The organism is Coprococcus aceti (genome assembly GCF_025567285.1).
Taxonomy (GTDB): Bacteria; Bacillota; Clostridia; order Lachnospirales; family Lachnospiraceae; genus Coprococcus; species Coprococcus aceti.
The window spans coordinates 57,498-76,590 of the sequence record NZ_JAOQJT010000012.1; the positions used below are offsets into that span (position 1 = coordinate 57,498).

Annotated in this window: 15 protein-coding genes; 14 read left to right on the top strand and 1 reads right to left on the bottom strand. The window is 43.6% G+C overall.

The window, feature by feature from the left end; translation table 11 throughout:
- Positions 1-27: 27 nt before the first annotated feature.
- Positions 28-2,229: an alpha-galactosidase gene (locus tag OCV54_RS13315; RefSeq protein ID WP_055224502.1), complete on the top strand. Its 2,202-nt coding sequence runs from the start codon at positions 28-30 to the stop codon at positions 2,227-2,229.
- Between the two features lie 57 nt (positions 2,230-2,286).
- Positions 2,287-3,312, top strand: coding sequence for a LacI family DNA-binding transcriptional regulator (locus OCV54_RS13320; RefSeq protein WP_022216158.1), 1,026 nt, complete (start codon positions 2,287-2,289; stop codon positions 3,310-3,312).
- A gap of 23 nt (positions 3,313-3,335) precedes the next feature.
- Here OCV54_RS13320 and OCV54_RS13325 read toward each other — a convergent pair whose 3' ends face one another.
- A complete protein-coding gene (locus OCV54_RS13325; protein WP_055224504.1) occupies positions 3,336-4,256 on the bottom strand; it encodes a helix-turn-helix transcriptional regulator in 921 nt (306 codons plus the stop codon).
- Between the two features lie 290 nt (positions 4,257-4,546).
- Here OCV54_RS13325 and OCV54_RS13330 point away from each other — a divergent pair, with 290 nt between their 5' ends.
- From OCV54_RS13330 to sufB, 12 genes are all read left to right on the top strand, one after another.
- Positions 4,547-5,992 carry an ABC transporter substrate-binding protein gene (locus OCV54_RS13330; protein WP_055224506.1) on the top strand — a complete coding sequence of 482 codons (1,446 nt, stop codon included), beginning with the start codon at positions 4,547-4,549 and terminating at the stop codon, positions 5,990-5,992.
- A gap of 84 nt (positions 5,993-6,076) precedes the next feature.
- On the top strand, positions 6,077-7,108 hold the full coding sequence (locus OCV54_RS13335) for a carbohydrate ABC transporter permease (protein ID WP_055145382.1): 1,032 nt from the start codon (positions 6,077-6,079) through the stop codon (positions 7,106-7,108).
- A 1-nt stretch (position 7,109) separates the two neighbouring features.
- Positions 7,110-7,994: a carbohydrate ABC transporter permease gene (locus OCV54_RS13340; protein ID WP_022216162.1), complete on the top strand. Its 885-nt coding sequence runs from the start codon at positions 7,110-7,112 to the stop codon at positions 7,992-7,994.
- 24 nt (positions 7,995-8,018) lie between these two features.
- Positions 8,019-9,194 carry an AGE family epimerase/isomerase gene (locus tag OCV54_RS13345; RefSeq protein WP_055224507.1) on the top strand — a complete coding sequence of 392 codons (1,176 nt, stop codon included), beginning with the start codon at positions 8,019-8,021 and terminating at the stop codon, positions 9,192-9,194.
- Between the two features lie 41 nt (positions 9,195-9,235).
- The gene (locus OCV54_RS13350; RefSeq protein ID WP_055224509.1) at positions 9,236-10,414 is read left to right on the top strand and encodes a glycoside hydrolase family 130 protein; all 1,179 of its coding nucleotides are present in this window, start codon (positions 9,236-9,238) and stop codon (positions 10,412-10,414) included.
- 129 nt (positions 10,415-10,543) lie between these two features.
- Positions 10,544-11,569 (top strand): glycoside hydrolase family 130 protein, encoded by a 1,026-nt coding sequence (locus OCV54_RS13355; RefSeq protein WP_055224512.1) that lies wholly within the window; start codon positions 10,544-10,546, stop codon positions 11,567-11,569.
- 578 nt (positions 11,570-12,147) lie between these two features.
- Positions 12,148-13,095, top strand: a complete 948-nt coding sequence (locus OCV54_RS13360; RefSeq protein ID WP_242859662.1) for a type I phosphomannose isomerase catalytic subunit — start codon at positions 12,148-12,150, stop codon at positions 13,093-13,095.
- A gap of 38 nt (positions 13,096-13,133) precedes the next feature.
- Positions 13,134-15,107 carry a GGDEF domain-containing protein gene (locus OCV54_RS13365; RefSeq protein WP_242859663.1) on the top strand — a complete coding sequence of 658 codons (1,974 nt, stop codon included), beginning with the start codon at positions 13,134-13,136 and terminating at the stop codon, positions 15,105-15,107.
- 169 nt (positions 15,108-15,276) lie between these two features.
- A complete protein-coding gene (locus tag OCV54_RS13370) occupies positions 15,277-16,152 on the top strand; it encodes a DegV family protein (RefSeq protein WP_055224517.1) in 876 nt (291 codons plus the stop codon).
- Between the two features lie 254 nt (positions 16,153-16,406).
- Positions 16,407-16,817 (top strand): RrF2 family transcriptional regulator, encoded by a 411-nt coding sequence (locus OCV54_RS13375; protein WP_015534709.1) that lies wholly within the window; start codon positions 16,407-16,409, stop codon positions 16,815-16,817.
- Positions 16,818-16,926: 109 nt separating this feature from the next.
- Complete coding sequence (gene sufC / locus OCV54_RS13380) at positions 16,927-17,676, top strand: Fe-S cluster assembly ATPase SufC (protein ID WP_004851768.1); 750 nt, start codon at positions 16,927-16,929, stop codon at positions 17,674-17,676.
- 3 nt (positions 17,677-17,679) lie between these two features.
- Positions 17,680-19,086 carry a Fe-S cluster assembly protein SufB gene (gene sufB, locus OCV54_RS13385; RefSeq protein ID WP_055224519.1) on the top strand — a complete coding sequence of 469 codons (1,407 nt, stop codon included), beginning with the start codon at positions 17,680-17,682 and terminating at the stop codon, positions 19,084-19,086.
- The last annotated feature ends 7 nt before the right edge of the window (positions 19,087-19,093 follow it).

The window sequence follows — 19,093 nt, forward strand, 5'->3', positions numbered from 1 at the left end:
AATAAAACGAGGAGACTATAGATACATATGAGCATAAGATATGATGAGGCAAACAGAATATTTGAACTTGATACGAGAAACACGAGTTATCGTATCGGAATCGCCGATGAAGAGGGGTTTGTCGGACATATATATTATGGACAGAAGATCCGTCCGCAGAAATGTGATCAGTTTTTGAGAACGTGTGAGGCTCCTTTTGTTCCGTCCAAGAATAACAGGGAGAGATGTTCATTTATGGACACATTTCCGACAGAGTATTCCGGAAATGGAATAGGAGACTACAGGGAGAGTTGTATTGCAGTAAAGACCGCAAATGGCAGCAGAACCGTTGATCTGAAATTTGTGGATTACGATATTGTAAATGGAAAGCCGGGGATTAGTGGCCTTCCGGCATCATTTGCGGGAGAAGAGGAGGTTCAGACTCTCGTTGTCCATATGATGGATGGGGGATGTGGCATTGATGTTGACCTGATATATTCTGTGTTTGAGGATGAGGATGTTATAACCAGAAGTGTGAGCGTGAAAAATGCAGGTGATAGGAATATCAGGCTCACAAAGGTATATTCTGCATGTATAGACATGGATGACGAGGATTTTGAGATGCTCACTCTTCATGGCTCATGGGCTAGGGAGAGACAGATCGAGAGACGCCCGATAGCTTATGGCAAGCAGAGTGTAAGCTCTCTCCGTGGTGAGTCATCCCACCAGGACCATCCGTTTATGGCATGGATGACAAAGGGGACAGATCAGACTACGGGTGATGTATATGGAATGCATTTTGTGTACTCGGGTAACTTCATCGCACAGATAGAGAAATCACAGTTTGATTCCATACGCGCAGTCATGGGCATACATTCAGAGGGATTTGAGTGGTGGCTCACGCCTGGAGAGACGTTTACAGCGCCTGAGGTTGTGCTTACATACAGCCATGATGGACTTGGACAGATGACTAGAAATCTTCATGATTTTTACAGATGCCACATGATAAGGAGCAGATATCTTCACCAGAAGAGACCTGTCCTCATCAACAACTGGGAGGCTACATATTTTGACTTTGATACCGATAAGCTCCTTGCGATAGCAAAGAGTGCGGCAGAACATGGAATAGAGATGCTGGTCATGGATGATGGCTGGTTTGGACATAGAAATGATGATGCCACAAGTCTTGGAGACTGGTTTGTAAATGAAAACAAGATCAAGGGCGGTTTGAAACATCTTGTCGATGAGGTGAATAAGCTGGGGCTGAAATTTGGAATATGGATGGAGCCTGAAATGATTTCCCCTGATTCTGAACTTTACAGAAAGCATCCCGACTGGGCGTTTGCGGTTCCGGAGAGAACGGCTACATTATCGCGAAATCAGTACGTGCTTGATCTCTCGAGAAAAGAAGTTAGAGACTACGTGTATGAATGTGTGCATAACGTGATCTCATCAGCAAATATTGAGTATGTTAAGTGGGATATGAACAGACAGCTCACGGATATCGGCAGCGTAGAATTCACCGGAGACAGGCAGGGAGAATTGGCTCACAGGTATGTGCTTGGAGTATATGAGCTGCAAGAGCGCCTTGTTAACGATTTCCCAGATCTTTTGCTTGAGAACTGCTCGGGCGGTGGTGCAAGATTTGACCCTGGCATGCTTTACTACAGTCCGCAGATATGGTGCTCCGATGACACGGATGCCATAGAGAGACTTTCTATACAGGAGGGAACGGAACTGATATATCCGCTTTCGACCATGGGCGCACATGTGTCGGATTGCCCTAATCACACAGTTGGAAGGAGTACACCTTTTATGACCAGGGCACATGTGGCTCTGGCGGGAACATTTGGCTATGAACTCGATATCACAAAAATAAGTGAAGAAGAACGTGCGATGATCCCTGAGCAGGTGTCTATGTATCATAAATATAATGACCTTGTAAGGGAGGGTGATTATTATAGGGTTGCATCGTACAGGGAAAATGGACTGTATGATTGCTGGATGGTTGTTGCAAAGGATAAGAGTGAGGCGTTGGTGACTTACGTTCAGGTGCTTGGAAGACCTAACGTACACAGTAGAAAGATAAAACTTTTAGGGCTTGACGTGACTGCTGGTTACAGACTTGATGGCACGGACGAAGTGTATGGGGGAGATCTTCTGATGAATGCCGGGATGCTTGTGGAAGATATGCGTGGGGATTATATGAGCAGGCTTTATCACTTTGTGCTTGACAATAGTTTAACTTAAAAATAAAATAAAATTAAGTTGTTTAACCACGTAAAAATAGAGTGAGAAGGACTAGTTATGGCAAAATCAGTAAAATTGGGAGACATAGCTGCCATTGTTGGCGTGAGTACCGTGACGGTCTCAAAGGCACTTTCAGATCAGAAGGGTGTCAGCGAGGAACTCAGAGCACAGATCAAACAGTTGGCAGATGAGATGGGATACCAGTCACCATCTGAGATCAGAAAGAAGACGGCAAAGAAAAAGTATAATATTGGTGTTCTCATTCAAGAGATATACCTTGGAAAGTATCCGTCGTTCTATTGGCAGTTATATCAGGTGCTTAACAAAAAGGCGGTGGCAAGAGGCTGCTTTACTATGCTGGAGTTTGTTTCCAGAGATAGTGTATTGAACGCTGAGATGCCTATGCTCTTGGAGGATGACAAGGTTGATGGAATAGTTGTTGTAGGTTCTATGGGTAAGGAATACCTGGAAAAGCTGGAGAAGACAGCCAAGGTTCCTGTAGAATATGTGGATTACTATGACAATTCGAGACCGATAGACACGGTTATAGCAAACAGTTTCTATGGAAGCTATATGCTGACTAATTATCTGTATGATATGGGACATAGAGATATTGCATATGTTGGCACGATAGGTTCAACGAACAGTATAACTGACAGATATTTGGGCTATATAAAGTCTTTGTTGGAGCATGATATTCCGCTCAGAGAAGACTGGGTTATTCCGGACAGAGATGTGAAGACGGGGCAGTTTGACGAGGAGAACTGTTTTAAACTTCCAAAGAATATGCCTACAGCGTTTGTGTGCAACTGTGATCTTGCGGCAGCTACGCTCATAAAGATACTCAATGCTGCGGGCTACAGAGTTCCTGAGGATGTGTCCGTTGTGGGGTTTGATAATTACATGTATCCTGGAAGCTGCGATATAGGCGTGACCACATACGAGATCAATATGCAGGAGATGGCAGAGAGAACCATGCATAAGATTATAAAAAAGATATCCAACGAAAAATATACTGATGGCATATTTGTCGTGGATGGACGAATCGTGGTAAAGGATAGCGTTGCCAGAATAGAACGATAATGGAACGATAATAAAACTACATATCAATTGTAATGCAAATCGGAAATAGACACCGGTGCAGCCTGCTTGAAAGACAGCGGAGTTGTACCGGTGTCTTTTTTGAACAGATTTATAAAATGGTTTGTGTTCTCGATTCCAACCTGGGATCCGACCTCGTGGACGGACAGATCTGTTGTGAGAAGGAGCCTTTTGGCAGCATCGATCCTGCGACTGTTGAGATAGCGCATAGGTGATTCACCGAAGTGAAATGAAAATTCTCTGCATATCCTGTATCTGCTGATCCTGTAAGTTGCCTCGAGGTCATCAAGCGACATCGGTTCGGCGTAGTTTGTATCCATCTGATTCTTTACCGATAAAAGATAAGAAGGCACACAATCCATCTTCTTGGATGAGTTTTCAATAAATACACATAATTCGGTCAGGATATCATTAAACCATTTGGAAATTCTGAAAATATCGGTGGCAGACAACTCCCCCTGGAGTCTGCTTATCAGTGAAAGATGGCTCCAGAGTACAGAGGCTCCGGCAGAGTCCTTTTTATAATATATGGATTCGGGGAGAAACTCGTGATACAGGCGAAGCGGAGCTCCGAGGATGAATGCATCGTAGAAACGACACTTGCCGTTCGTGGCGTATGTTATTTCTGATCCTGCCTCAAAAAGCGCGGCTGTATTCTTGGAATATGATGATTTGCTGCTGCCCGATGTTACTGTAAGAGTTCCTTCATATATATAGAAGAAATGGTAACACGGAATGAAAGAGAAGGTATAACTGCATGAATAAGCAAAAGAAATATCGCCGTTGGCCAGAAGATGAATCAGGCCATCGTTAATCATTGATTCTTCATATGTAAAGAACGCGCTGTGGAATCTTGCGTTCTCAATATCTTTCTGAATATTGTAACCTGACGGTACAGTGCAGGAAATTAATTCTTTAGCTAACATGTAAACCACCTCCTATCCATAATAATACAATTATTAAACAATCATCACAAGCTAAAAGCGATATAAATTAGTGGTTAATTAGCTAAAAAAACAATAAAATACTAATTAAAGATAAAAATATATAGATAAAATGCCTATGTGATATTGAAAAAAAATAATGATAATGGTAAAATTAACGAAAAGTACAAAATACTGTGATTAAAAACAAAATTGAGTGATGACTAAAAAGTAAATTAATGTATACTTAATATAAAGTTAAAAACAAAGAAGGTTTTAAGGAGGACAAAACTATGAAATCAAAGCGTATTGCATGTATCGCAATGGCTGGTCTTATGGCAGCATCACTTGCAGGTTGTGGAGGCTCAGACAGCGATAACAAGGACACAACAGAGGCAACAAAGGCTGCCACAGAGGCAGCAGGAAGTGATTCAGCAGATGACACAACAGCTGATGCTGAGGGAATCAAGTCATATGCAGACATCCAGTTAGGAACAGACTTCACAGATCTTTCAGCGGAGATCAAGTTCTACAACAACAGAACTGATATGGACTCAGATGACTACGGCGGAAAGAACTGGAAGCAGTATCTTGAGGACTTCAACAAGGAGTATCCAAACATCAAGGTTGATGTTATCACAGATACAAACTATGCAGAAGATGCTCTTACACATCTTCAGTCAGGAAACTACGAGACAGTAATGTGTATCCCGGCAGTTGACATGGCAGACCTTTCAACATATTTCATGTCATTTGGCGATTATGATACAATGAGCAGTCTTGTAAATTACTCAAACAGATGGCTGTATCAGGGTCAGGTATATGGTGTACCTCTTGCAGCTACAACACAGGGTATCGTATACAACAAGAAGGTATTTGCTGATGCAGGTGTAACAGACGTACCTAAGACACCAGAGGAGTTCATCGCGGCACTCAAGGCAATCAAGGATAAGAATCCGGATTGTATTCCACTTTACACAAACTATGCAGCAGGCTGGACAATGGGAGCTTGGGATGATTATATCTCAATCACAGCAACAGGCGATGCTACATACAAGAACCAGAAGTTAGCCCATACAAAGGATCCGTTCAAGAACTATGGCGACGATACACATGCTTATGCAGTATATAAGATTCTTTACGATGCAGTATCACAGGGACTTACAGAGGATGATTACTCAACAACAGATTGGGAGTCATGTAAAGGAATGATCAACAACGGCGAGATCGGATGTATGGTACTTGGTTCATGGGCATACCCACAGATGGAAGCAGGCGGACCTAACGCAGACGATATAGGATACATTCCTTTCCCTATCTCAGTAAATGGTAAGCAGTACGCTTCATCAGGTGCAGATTACTGCTACGGTATCAACGTAAACGCTTCAGATGATGAGAAACAGGCAGCTCTTGTATTTGTTAAGTGGATGACAGAGAAGTCAGGATATGCTTACAACGAGGATTCACTTGCACTTGTTCCTGGTTCAGAGTCAAAGATCTCATTCGACGGTGTTGACTTCGTTGCAGACGAGGCAGCTCTTGAGGGCGAGGAGGATTATCTCAACCAGCTCAACTCAGAGTCAGAGCTTAACGTAAGCAATGGTGGTAACGACAAGATCCAGGCCATCATCGAGCATGCTGCAAACGGCGACATGTCATTCGACGATATCATGGCTGAGTGGAACCAGAAGTGGTCAGATGCTCAGGAGTCATTAGGAATCGAAGTTACTGAGAAGTAATAAAGACTCTATTATAACAAGTAAGAATAAGCTACAGACCGGGGTGGGATTGCCCGCCCCGGTTTATTAAAAAAAGGCGGTGGAATGAGTATGGCTAACAAAAAACAATCCGGCTTTGGTAAATGGGCGTCAAGCAGGAAGGGGCAGCAGGTTATAATATGCGCAGCCTTCGCAATTATCCCATTGCTTTTGCTATTAGTATTTACATATATACCATTCGGAGAGATGGTTAAATTTAGTTTCTACAAGATGAAATATACGACGCCTGTAGAAAAGAGAGAATTCGTAGGATTAGCAAATTATATCGATGTGTTCACAAGAAAAGACTGTTTTGGTGCATTAAAGCTCAGTTTGTATTACATCGTAGGAGCACTTGTACAGTTAGTGCTTGCACTTTTCCTTGCAACTCTTCTGAGTTTCAAAGTAAAAGGTGGTAACCTTTTCAAGGGATTTATTTTCTTCCCTTATCTTATCAGTGGTATCGCTGTAGGTTTCATTTTCAAATTCTTCTTCACAAGAGGATTCGTGTTTGATTCAATCCTTCAGTTGTGTGGATTTAGCTTAGACAACCTTCCATACTGGCTCAAAGACCAGAGTGTCAACAACTGGACACTGGTTTCAACCTCGGTCTGGAGATACCTTGGACAGATGATGGTTCTCTTCATTGGAGCTATCATGTCGGTAGATGCAGAACTTTATGAGGCGGCAGAGCTTGATGGTGCAAATAAATTCCAGCAGTTTAGATATATCATACTGCCAAGTATCAAGACAATCGTTACATTAAATGTAATTTTAGCAATAACAGGATCACTCAGTGCTTTCGAGCAGCCTTTCGTTATCACAACAGGTGCAAACGGAACAGGTACTTACTTCATCATCATGAACAAGATAGCACATACAAGCCAGAAGGTCGGTCTTGCTTCAGCAATGGCAGTTGTACTTCTCCTTATCATACTTATATGTGCTGCGCTTCAGAAGCTGTTCTTTGAGTACATCTTCAAGGATTCAAGCTCAGATGATGAGAGTTATAAGGCAAAGAAGCTTCGCAAGAAACAGGAGAGAGATACCAAGAAATACGTGAAGCAGATGGCTGCTTCTGCGAAGGGGGGCAAGTAACATGGCAAGAGGAAAGACAGATGTGCCAGGCATAGCACCAATAAAAGAAAAACGAACCGTTGGATATTATGTAAGAGGTTTCCTCAAGTACTTTGTACTCATATTCTTCTCACTGTGTGCGGTTGTACCTCTTATATCATGTGTTACAACAGCCTTCAAGACAACAGATGAGTATAAGGCTACTTCAGTAATGGAACTTCCTGAAAGCTTTCTGAACTTCAGCAACTTTGTAAAGGCATTCACGACTGCCAACATGGGACGTGCATTCCTCAACTCAGTAATAGTCATGGTATGCGTACTTATCGTGTCAGTTGTAATAGGAACACAGCTTGCATATGTGCTTAACAGATTCAAGTTCCCGGGAAACGGCTTTATCAGAACACTTTTCCTTGTGGCATCATTGCTCCCTGCAGTTGCTATGCAGGTTACAGTCTACAACATCATGGGTGATCTGAGATTCATAGATCACTTATATGGTTACATCATCATGAGCTGTGGTACAGATGTTATCTCGATCTACATCTTTATACAGTTTATGGAGAACATATCAGTATCTCTTGACGAGTCAGCTATCGTGGATGGTGCATCATACTGGACCATCTACTGGAAGATCATACTTCCACTTCTCAAGCCGGCTATCGTTACTGCTTGTATACTGAAAGGCGTTGTAATCTATAACGAGTACTACGCTGCAAACCTTTACCTCATAAGCCCGGAGATCAAGACAATGGCTATCTCACTTTACAAGTTCGTAGGACCTATGGGCAGCCAGTACAACCTGATATGTGCAGGTGTTATCATATCGATCATACCGGCACTTATAGTATTCATCTGCTGTCAGAAACAGATCTACAGTGGTATTACACAGGGTGCTGTAAAGGGTTAATAATTTATTAGAAGAAGAGAGTTCATGAATATGAGAAATGAAATTCAAAAAGAATTAATAGATGCTATCATCCCATTCTGGGAGGCCCTGGGGGATGATGAGTACGGCGGATTTTATGGGTATATGGATTATGACCTCAACCTTGATAAAAAGGCTGAGAAGGGTTGTATTCTTAACAGTAGAATTACCTGGTTCTTCGCAAGTGCGTATAAGGCACTCAAGGACCCGAAGCTTCTAGATGAGGCTGCTCATGGATATGAATTTCTGAAAGAATATTGTATAGACAGGGAATATGGCGGAATATATTGGTCCATGAATTACGATGGTTCACCCAAAGATACGACAAAACACACCTACAATCAGGCATTTAGTATATATGCCTTATCCGCCTATTACGAAGCTTCCGGTGATTCGGAAGCTTTGGACCTGGCCCTGCAGCTTTTCCATACAATAGAAGAGAAATGTACTGACGAAGGTGGCTATCTCGAGGCATTTACAAGAGAGTTCAAGCCGGAGTCAAATGATAAGCTTTCTGAGAATGGTGTTCTCGCAGAGAGAACAATGAACACACTGCTCCATGCACTTGAGGCTTACACAGAACTTTATAAGGTATCCAAGGATTCCAAGGTAAAGGCGCGCCTGGAATGGCTGCTCGATGTATTTGCTGATAAGGTATACAATCCGGAGCTTAAGAGACAGGAAGTGTTCTTTGATAAGGATTATAACTCTCTGATTGATCTGTACTCATACGGACATGACATTGAGACATCATGGCTTCTGGACAGGGCGACCGAGGTGCTTGGAGAGGCAGAGTACACAGAGAAGATCACAAAGATAACAGATATCCTTGCAGAGCAGATATATGAGCTTGCTTTCGATGGACATTCAGTTCTGACAGAATGTGAAAAGGGCGTGCCATACACGGTAAGAGTATGGTGGGTTCAGGCAGAATCAATAGTAGGATTTATAAATGCTTATCAAAAGTCAGGTGATAAGAAGTATTACGAGGCTGCCGAGAAAGTCTGGGAGTACATAAAGGAATACTTTATTGACAAGAGACCGGGATCAGAGTGGTTCTGGGATCTGAATGCAGATGGAACACCGAGAGTCGGACGTCCTATAGTTGAGCCATGGAAGTGCCCATACCACAACGGCAGAATGTGTCTTGAGATTATGAGCAGACTCGCTGACGGCAAGTAGATAGCGTTCAATTGCTTTCAAATTATAAGGAGAATGCCTAAATGATGAATGAGAAATATTATGTAGAGCTTGACAAACTGAACAAGCTTCTTGAGAGAAAGAATAAGAAGACAGATTTCTATAATGGAATCTATGACAGATATGAGTACCCTGTACTCACAAGAGAGATGATACCTCTCACATGGAGATATGACTTAAACCCTGAGACAAATCCATACTTCATTGAGCGTCTCGGAGTTAATGCTGTCATGAACTCAGGCGCTATCTACCTGAACGGCAAGTATTATCTTGTCGCAAGAATAGAGGGAAATGACAGAAAGTCATTTTTCGGCGTAGCTGAGAGTGACAACGGTATCGATGGATTCCGTTTCTGGGATTATCCAATCCTTCTGGACGATGTATGTCCGGAGGAGACAAATGTATATGATATGAGACTGACACAGCACGAGGATGGATGGATCTACGGTGTGTTCTGTTCAGAGAGCAAGGATACAACTGTAAATGACCTCTCAGCAGCAGTTGCAGCAGCAGGTATCGTGAGAACAAAGGATTTAAAGCACTGGGAGCGCCTTGACAACCTCAAGACTCTTCGTTCCCCACAGCAGAGAAATGTTGTACTTCACCCTGAATTTGTGGATGGCAAGTACGCATTCTATACACGTCCAATGGATGATTTCATCGAGACAGGAAGCGGCAGCGGAATAGGATTCGGTCTCTGTGATGATATAGAGCATGCGGTTATAGACGAGGAGAAGATGACAAGTCTTCGTAAGTACCACACTATAACAGAGGCAAAGAACGGTGCAGGTGCACCTCCTATAAAGACAGACAAGGGCTGGATCCACATCGCACATGGTGTGAGAAACACAGCTGCCGGTCTTAGATATGTACTCTACGCATTTGCAACAGACCTCAATGATCCTTCAAAGGTTATCGCTGAGCCATCAGGAATGCTCATCGGACCTCGTGGTGAGGAGAGAGTCGGCGATGTATCCAACGTTGTATTCACAAATGGCGCCATCGTAAACGAGAACAACGAAGTGTTCATCTACTACGCATCAAGCGATACAAGAATGCATGTTGCAACAACAACAGTTGACAGACTTATCGATTATGTATTCAACACACCATCTGATCCGGGAAGAAGTGTAGAGTGCGTAGCACAGAGATGTGAGCTTATCAGGAAGAACCTGGAGTTTCTTAAGAATACAGACAAGTAAGAAAGTATAATATATGGGCTGCCAGATGAAACAGCACGTTGGTTAGTATGCCCTTTGCCTGTGCAGATACCATATAACGTGATAATAAAATAAAAAATCCGGCTAAGATGCCGGAAGAAAGAGGTACTTATGTCAGAAGTAAAAATGTTCAGCGAGCCTGTGCCAAACGTGCCATGGCAGGACAGACCGGCAAATGACAATCATGACGCTCCAATCTGGAGATATACAGAGAATCCTATAATAGGAAGGAACCCGGCAAAGGGTGTTGCAAGAATATTCAACAGTGCGGTAGTTCCATTTGAGGGAAAATTTGTCGGAGTATTCAGAGGCGAGCAGGTGAATGGAATTCCATACATCTACCTCGGAGAGAGCGAGGATGCTATCCACTGGAATATCAGCGAGGAGAAGATCAAGTTTGTTGATGAGAACGGTGAAGAGTTCATGCCTATATACGCATATGATCCAAGACTTGTAAAGGTAGAGGATACATATTATGCAATCTGGTGCCAGGATTTCTATGGTGCAGCGATAGGCATCGCAAAGTCAAAGGATCTCAAGACATTTGTGAGAATCGAGAACCCATTCCTTCCATTTAACAGAAATGCAGTTCTCTTCCCAAGAAAGATCAACGGTAATTTCGTGATGCTGTCACGCCCAAGTGACAGTGGACACACACCATTTGGTGATATATTCGTAAGTGAGAGTCCTGATATGGTTTACTGGGGTAAGCACAGACATGTCATGGGCAAGAGCAGCGAGTGGTGGGAGTCACTCAAGATTGGCGGCGGTGCAGCCCCTATTGAGACTTCTGAAGGATGGCTGTTATTCTACCATGGAGTAGCGGGAACATGTAACGGTTATGTATACTCAATCGGTGGAGCAATCCTTGATATCGACAACCCATCGATCGTTAAGTATCGGTGTGAGAACTTCCTTCTCACACCGGAAGAGTGGTACGAGGAGCGTGGATTTGTTCCTAATGTATGCTTCCCATGTGCTACTATTCACGACAGCGAGTCTGGAAAGATCGCCATTTACTACGGTGCAGCTGACAGCTATGTTGGCCTTGCGTTCACAAAGCTTGATGAGATCGTAGATTATATCAAGTCACACAGTGTGGTAACAACTTCTGATACCGAGATCGGTAGAAGATAGTTAGTTATAGATCGCTATGAGCCCCTACTCATACGCGGCAATTGTATTATTTTTTTCTCATTTCCCAAGGCGGTGCCCGCCGCCTTCGGGGCCCCTCTAAAAAGAAATGTAATGGCAGGTGATTGCCAAAACTTTTAGACTATGACAGCCTGGCAGTAAGCCGGGCTGAATTTGGTTCTGAGAGCTTTGGCAATCATATGACAGATTTTGGATCTAATAAGCCGGGAAAAGGACTCTGATGTATAGAAAAAGGCAACAGATGCAATAAAATAACAGTGGCATACATTATCATGGAAATGACGAGTGAAGAAGTCATAGTCAATGTAAAAATATGATTCCTTCAACGTCTTATATAGAACAGGCAATTGGGGAATGGTGTAATCAGTAACAGGTGTACATATTCGACATTGTCATGGTTCGGACATTTGAGCCCGCCGGTACTTAGATGGCGCGTTAGCGGCATCTTAGTATCCGCTGCAGGGCGAAACGAGCGGGAGCGTTCCGAGCCAGACAAGTCGGATGTGTACACCGTACGGATATGCACACAATTGCCGTACGTCAAAAGGAGGAAAATGACAATGAACAAGGAAATACTTTTTTTAAATCCCGTGTTTACGCACAATATCTGGGGCGGTACAAAGCTCAGAGAAGAATACGGATATGATGTTGAGGGCGATGATATAGGCGAGTGCTGGGGAGTTGCGGCACATGAGAATGGCAACTGTACAGTGAAAAATGGCGAGTTTGCAGGTCAGACGCTTGCCGACTTATGGGACAGCCACAGAGAGCTGTTTGGCGGCATAGACGGTGTCAGATTCCCACTGCTTATAAAGATAATCGATGCAAAAGATGATCTGAGTATTCAGGTGCATCCGGACGATGCATACGCAGCAGAACATGAGAATGGTTCATTTGGCAAGATGGAGTGCTGGTATATTCTTGACTGCAAGGAAGATTCAACACTTGTAATCGGTCATAATGCAAGGACAAAGGAAGAATTATGTGATATGATCGAAGGTAAGAAATGGAAGGAATTTATCAGAGAGATCCCTGTTAAGAAGGGGGATTTCATTCAGATAGATCCCGGTACAGTACACGCGATCAAAGGAGGAATTACACTTCTCGAGACACAGCAGAACAGTGACATCACATACAGAGTTTATGATTATGACAGACTGAGCAATGGAAAGCCTAGAGATCTGCACGTAAAGCAGAGCATAGATGTTATAACAGTTCCTGCAAAGCCGGTTGAGGACAGCGTTATAAGTGTAAAGGCAGATAAGGCAAATGAACTCTGTGAGCTTATAAGCTGTAAGTATTACACAGTATACAAGCTGGATGTTGAGGGAAAGGCAGAGCTGAATGTGGGCGACAAGCCATTCCTTATCATGTCTGTAGTTGCGGGAAGTGGAACAGTGGATGGAAACACTATAAAGAAGGGGGATCACTTTATCCTGCCAAACGGATACAGCAACCCAGTGTTTGAGGGTAATATGGAGATCGTAGCATCCACAGTCAGCAAGTAAGATCCTGCCTTTGGAAGAGAATGTCAAGGGGGATAGTTATGAAGAGAAAGACGATAGGTGTTCTGGTAGGCGGAATCACGGATGATTTTACAAGGTTGCTCTGTCATGGGGTTATAGAGAGGGCAAAGACGCTTGATGTCAATATAGTTGTTATTCCGGGTAAGTTTCTTGACCGGGAATACCCAGAAACGTCAGATATATATTATGAATATCAGTATCAGACACTGTTTTCCTATGCTACAAAGGAGAATCTGGACGGCGTTATTGTTGCATCGAGTTGTATTGGCTGCTTTGCAACCAAGGAGCGTATCAGCGAATTTATGAAAAGATATCTGAAGATGCCGTGCGTGATAGTGGCTGCAGATGAGCCGGATCAGATTTGTGTCAGATATGACAATGGAGCAGGCATAAGAGAAGGACTCAATTACATGATCGAGGAACTTGGTTATACAAGAATAGGCATGATAGGCGGTCCGGACTCCAATTATGATGCAAAGGAGAGAAGGAGAACCTACATTGAGGTGCTTGAGGCTCATGGAATAGAGTTTGATCCGGGACTTTATGTGGAGGGCAATCTTACATCGGAATCAAAAGAGGTTTTCAGAGATATTCTGGACAGGAATCCGGACATGCAGGGAGTGTTCTGTGTGAATGATTCCTGTGCATCTGGTTTTTATGAAGAACTTAAGGCGAGGGGCATTCTGCCGGGAAGAGATATATCAGTCATGGGTTACGATGATATTGAGTGGGCTACACAGATATATCCGACGCTTTCGACTGTGCGTGCAGACGCGGGAAAACTTGGCTCAGAGGCTGTAAATCTTATGGTCAGGCTCATTGATGGCAAGCAGGTTGAGAGTAAGATACTTCCTACTGAGTTTATCAGAAGAGATTCATTTTGTAAAAAAGGCGGATCAAGAAAACGTAGTAAGAATGTCATTGAGGGATATCTCTCAATGAACCATATGCTCTCAGAGCAGTGGGAAGAGCGGAATAAGACTCAGTTCAAGATGAAAACATTTATCCAGAAGGTCTTGAGCTTTGACAGAGGCAACGACAGAAGTTATGGAGAGATTCTTGGCACCATGGACTGGCTGGACATAGAGAATGCATTTATATTCTTATATAAAGAGCCAATAATACATCTGATCGGTGAGCCATTTGAACTGCCTGACCAGTTATATCTCAAGACTAAGGATCTTAAAGAGAAGGTCAGCAGTGTGATCACTGTGAACCAGAAGGTGTCATCATCAAATCTTTATGATTTTGAGAGCCTCGGTGTGGAAGGAGCTGGAATATATGTACTCTTGCCGCTGTATTCCAACGAAATACTCTATGGAGTTCTTCTGTGTGATCTCACGGAAGGAGTTCTGGTGAATGGGGAGTTTCTTGGAAACCAGGTCTCAGCTGCTGTCAAGATGATCAATCTGCTCAAGACGAACGAGGAGATCATGAAGCGCCTTGAGGAGAGTATGGCGATCCTGCAAAAAAACAACATTATGCTTGACAATCTGTCAAAACAGGATCCCCTTACAGGAATCATGAACAGACGAGGTTTCTTTGACAGATCATTACAGCTGCTCAAGGAATGTGAGGAGCAGAAAAGGACGGCTACGGTATTCTACGCTGATATGAACAGTCTCAAGATCATCAATGACAGATATGGACATGATGAGGGTGATTTCTCTCTTAAAACCATAGGAGATATTCTGATCAAATCTGTAGGCGATAATGGAATCGTAGGCAGAATAGGCGGCGACGAGTATTGCTGTCTTGTACTCGGCCTTAAGGACTCTGACGCTGCAGATGCATTTGCTGAGGAAGTATACAGTTCATTTGAGAAGTTCAATGAGCACTGTGATAAGCCTTATAAAGTGAGTGTATCGCTTGGAAACTGTCAGATCGTAGAATATAACAAGAAAGGTCTTCAGAATGCCATGACTATGGCAGATGAGAAGCTGTATGAGGTGAAGAAGTACAGGAAGAAGGATGTTGTTAAGGTTAAGAATTGATAATTTATATAATAAATAAAAGGTATGATCAGGTTGCGTTGAGTGCAGCTTGATCATACCTTTTTTTTAAAATCTATACTCCCAGAAAAAATGTCTAAAATGTATAAATACAGAAAAAATATCTAATAATACTTGTGTGATGCATATTGTGCATGGAGGTGTTGTTGAGATGAAAAGAAATGATCATGGATGGAAACTGGTTTCGGATTCCGGCTGCAGTCTGCTTGTGCCGGATGAATCGGATGGACTGGCTGGAATAGATATAGATATAGATTATGCTGAGGTTCCGTTTGTAATATCTGTTGATAACACAGATTATATAGACGAACCGGGTATAGATATAGAGAAGATGCTTGAACATATTGCAAATTGCCGGTCAGGCGGAAGAACTAGCTGCCCTTCACCCCATGCGTGGCTTGAGGCGTGGGGGGATGCGGAAAATGTTATCGCATTTACGTTGTCAGCTGCATTGTCGGGAAGTTACAACAGCGCCATAGCTGCAAGACATATGGCGCTTGAGAAATATCCGGACAGGAATATTGCGGTGATAAACACATGTGGTGCCGGGGGGCTCCCGGAACAGCTGACAAATATAATATATGAAGGTATTCATGAAGGTGATTCATTTGATGCCATAGTAAGTGCTGCCGACAAAGCAGTGAAGGAGACTCAGGTGATGTTTGCCTTGGGGAGTCTGGACAACCTGATAAAGGCGGGCAGATTAAATAAGCTTGTGGGTTATGCGGCTCATAGATTCAATATATCCGCAATAGGTGTGGCATCACCTGGTGGACGAATTGAACTCAGACACAAATTCAGAGGTATGAAGAAGACATATGATAAGCTGATAGATACTCTCCGGGAGACGGGATTTGCAGGGGGAGAGCTGGTCATAAGCCACTGTATGAATGAGGAGGGAGCAGAAAAGCTGGGGCATCTTATCAAGGCTGAATGGCTCGACACGGATGTGAGCGTCGTACCTGCAAGCGGGCTGTGCAGCTATTATATGGGAAAAGATGGGCTGATAATAACATATCATGAGTAGACTGCTGCACGGATAAATTATATAAAATGCTTGAAATAGACAAAATAATGAAAAATAATGGAAGGCTGCCGCACCTTCTATTATTTTTTGTGTATTAACCTATTGACATAGTAGGTAAATGGGAATATCCTATTTTTGCGAGTCAGATATTGACTTATTACGCCAAAAAATGGCGGATGAGGGTGATGACTGGAATGACCGTGTATTTGCGGCTGGAATGTGCTCACACTCATATGTAAGGAGGATTTACAGATATGGTGATTTCTTCAAAGGGAGAATATGCCCTGAGGGTCATGGCAGACCTTGCCATAAACCACGACGGCAGATTCATTCCGTTAAAAGAAATAGTTCAGAAAGAGGAACTGTCCCAGAAATATCTGGAGAGTATAATGCGCATGCTGTCCAAGGCAAATCTGATAGAGGCAGCCAGTGGACATGGTGGCGGCTACAGACTCAAAAAAGCCCCTGAGGAATATACACTGTGGGAGATACTTGAACTCACGGAAGGTGGACTTGCCCCGGTGGCATGCATGAAGAACAGCGCAATGACCTGTGACAGATCCGGACAGTGCTACACTTTGCCGATATGGCAGGGACTGGCGGAGTTGATACAGGATTATTTCCAGGGTAAGACACTGGCGGATATAGCCAGAAATGTGGAATGAGCAGAGTAATTTGATACAAGCAAAAAGATAATTAAAGCGGGACAATTGAATCGCCGGATATAGCAGTGATAAAGCAATTGCCGGGCTTGGTATAAAAGGAGGCAGACTGATGTCAGATAAAAAATTATTGGAAGTTAAGAATTTACATGTTGATGTTGAGGATAAACAGATCCTTCACGGTGTGAACCTGGAGATCGGCAAGGGCGAGACACATGTACTTATGGGACCTAATGGAACCGGAAAGTCAACCCTTGGATATGCACTTATGGGAAATCCTAGATATACAGTCAGAGAGGGCGAGATATGGTTTGATGGTAAGAACATCACAGAAGAGGCTGTCAATGAGCGTGCAAAGGCAGGAATATTCCTCTCATTCCAGAATCCTCTAGAGGTGCCTGGTGTGACACTCAGCTCATTTATAAGAAATGCCCTTGAGCAGAAGACCGGCAAGAGAATCCGTCTCTGGGATTTCAAGAAGGAGCTTGAGAGAACCATGGAGATCCTTCAGATGGATCCATCTTATGCGGAGAGAGACCTGAATGTGGGATTTTCAGGTGGTGAGAAGAAGAAGGCAGAGATACTTCAGCTTCTGATGCTCAAGCCATCACTGGCAATCCTTGACGAGACAGATTCAGGACTTGACGTTGATGCAGTCCGTACAGTATCAGCAGGTATCGAGGAATACCAGAAGAACTGCAAGGGAAGTCTGCTTATCATCACACACAGCACCAAGATCCTTGAGTCACTCACCGTTGACTACACACATGTCATGGTTGAGGGCAAGATCATAGAGACTGGTGACGCATCACTTGTGGACAAGATCAACGAGTCTGGATTTGCAGAGTATGAAAGGATATAGAAGATGAAGGAAAAGACATATGTAGAGGACATAGACAGAAATATATATGACTTCAAGTATGATGACAAAGATGCCTATAAGCTTAAAGCTGGTCTCACACCTGAGATAGTTGAGCAGCTTTCAAAGGAGAAACATGATCCGGCATGGATGCAGAATTTCAGACTTGAGTCTTTACAGATATACAACAATATGCAGGTGCCTGACTGGGGCCCATCCATCGAGGGACTGGATATTGACAATATAGTTACTTACGTAAGACCAAATACCAAGATGAAGGGCAGCTGGGATGAAGTTCCTGAGGATATCAAGGATACATTTGAGAGACTTGGAATCCCTCAGGCTGAGAGAAAATCCCTTGCGGGAGTTGGTGCACAGTACGATTCAGAACTCGTATATCACAATGTCCGCCAGGAGGTTGCGGACATGGGAGTTGTGTACACTGATATGGAGAGTGCACTCACAGGTGAGTATGCAGACATGGTGCAGAAGCATTTCATGAAGCTTGTCACCCCTCATGATCACAAATTTGCAGCACTTCACGGAGCTGTGTGGTCAGGTGGTTCATTTGTATATGTGCCACCTGGAGTAAAGGTTGAGATCCCACTTCAGTCATACTTCAGACTTAACGCAGCGGGCGCGGGTCAGTTTGAGCACACACTCATCATAGTAGATGAGGGAGCAGACCTCCACTTTATAGAGGGATGTTCGGCACCGAAGTACAATGTGGCGAACCTTCACGCAGGCTGTGTGGAGTTGTTTGTCGGCAAGAACGCAAAGCTCAGATATTCAACCATAGAGAACTGGTCCAAGAACATGTACAACCTGAACACCAAGAGAGCCCGCGTTGAAGAGGGTGGAACCATCGAGTGGGTATCGGGTTCATTTGGATCACATGTGTCATACCTTTACCCGATGAGCGTGCTCAAGGGCAAGGGCGCCAGGATGGAGTTCACCGGAGTTACATTTGCCGGTAAGGGACAGAACCTTGACACAGGAGCGAAGGTAGTTCACGCGGCACCTGACACAAGCTCATATATCAACACAAAGTCTATCTCCAAGGACGGGGGTATAAGCACATTCCGTTCATCAGTTGTAGTGACAAAGGAGGCTGAGGACTCCAAGGCAGCAGTTTCCTGCCAGTCACTTATGCTTGATTCGATATCACGTTCGGACACCATACCGGCCATGGATATCAGAACCAAGAAGGTAAATGTGGGACATGAGGCACAGATAGGAAGCATCAGTGACGAGGCTGTGTTCTACCTGATGTCCAGAGGAATGAGTGAGGAAGACGCGAGAGCATGTATCGTCAGTGGATTTGCAGACAATGTATCGAAGGAGCTGCCGCTTGAGTATGCTCTTGAGATGAACAACCTCATCCGTCTTGAGATGAAGGGCAGCATAGGTTAAGGAGGTG

What these genes read in the sequence shown, in the direction of transcription:
- OCV54_RS13315 (WP_055224502.1), top strand. Translation starts at nt 28, where the DNA reads ATGAGCATAAGATATGATGAGGCAAACAGAATATTTGAACTTGATACG.
- OCV54_RS13320 (WP_022216158.1), top strand. Translation starts at nt 2,287, where the DNA reads ATGGCAAAATCAGTAAAATTGGGAGACATAGCTGCCATTGTTGGCGTG.
- OCV54_RS13325 (WP_055224504.1), bottom strand. Translation starts at nt 4,256, where the DNA reads ATGTTAGCTAAAGAATTAATTTCCTGCACTGTACCGTCAGGTTACAAT.
- OCV54_RS13330 (WP_055224506.1), top strand. Translation starts at nt 4,547, where the DNA reads ATGAAATCAAAGCGTATTGCATGTATCGCAATGGCTGGTCTTATGGCA.
- OCV54_RS13335 (WP_055145382.1), top strand. Translation starts at nt 6,077, where the DNA reads ATGAGTATGGCTAACAAAAAACAATCCGGCTTTGGTAAATGGGCGTCA.
- OCV54_RS13340 (WP_022216162.1), top strand. Translation starts at nt 7,110, where the DNA reads ATGGCAAGAGGAAAGACAGATGTGCCAGGCATAGCACCAATAAAAGAA.
- OCV54_RS13345 (WP_055224507.1), top strand. Translation starts at nt 8,019, where the DNA reads ATGAATATGAGAAATGAAATTCAAAAAGAATTAATAGATGCTATCATC.
- OCV54_RS13350 (WP_055224509.1), top strand. Translation starts at nt 9,236, where the DNA reads ATGATGAATGAGAAATATTATGTAGAGCTTGACAAACTGAACAAGCTT.
- OCV54_RS13355 (WP_055224512.1), top strand. Translation starts at nt 10,544, where the DNA reads ATGTCAGAAGTAAAAATGTTCAGCGAGCCTGTGCCAAACGTGCCATGG.
- OCV54_RS13360 (WP_242859662.1), top strand. Translation starts at nt 12,148, where the DNA reads ATGAACAAGGAAATACTTTTTTTAAATCCCGTGTTTACGCACAATATC.
- OCV54_RS13365 (WP_242859663.1), top strand. Translation starts at nt 13,134, where the DNA reads ATGAAGAGAAAGACGATAGGTGTTCTGGTAGGCGGAATCACGGATGAT.
- OCV54_RS13370 (WP_055224517.1), top strand. Translation starts at nt 15,277, where the DNA reads ATGAAAAGAAATGATCATGGATGGAAACTGGTTTCGGATTCCGGCTGC.
- OCV54_RS13375 (WP_015534709.1), top strand. Translation starts at nt 16,407, where the DNA reads ATGGTGATTTCTTCAAAGGGAGAATATGCCCTGAGGGTCATGGCAGAC.
- sufC (WP_004851768.1), top strand. Translation starts at nt 16,927, where the DNA reads ATGTCAGATAAAAAATTATTGGAAGTTAAGAATTTACATGTTGATGTT.
- sufB (WP_055224519.1), top strand. Translation starts at nt 17,680, where the DNA reads ATGAAGGAAAAGACATATGTAGAGGACATAGACAGAAATATATATGAC.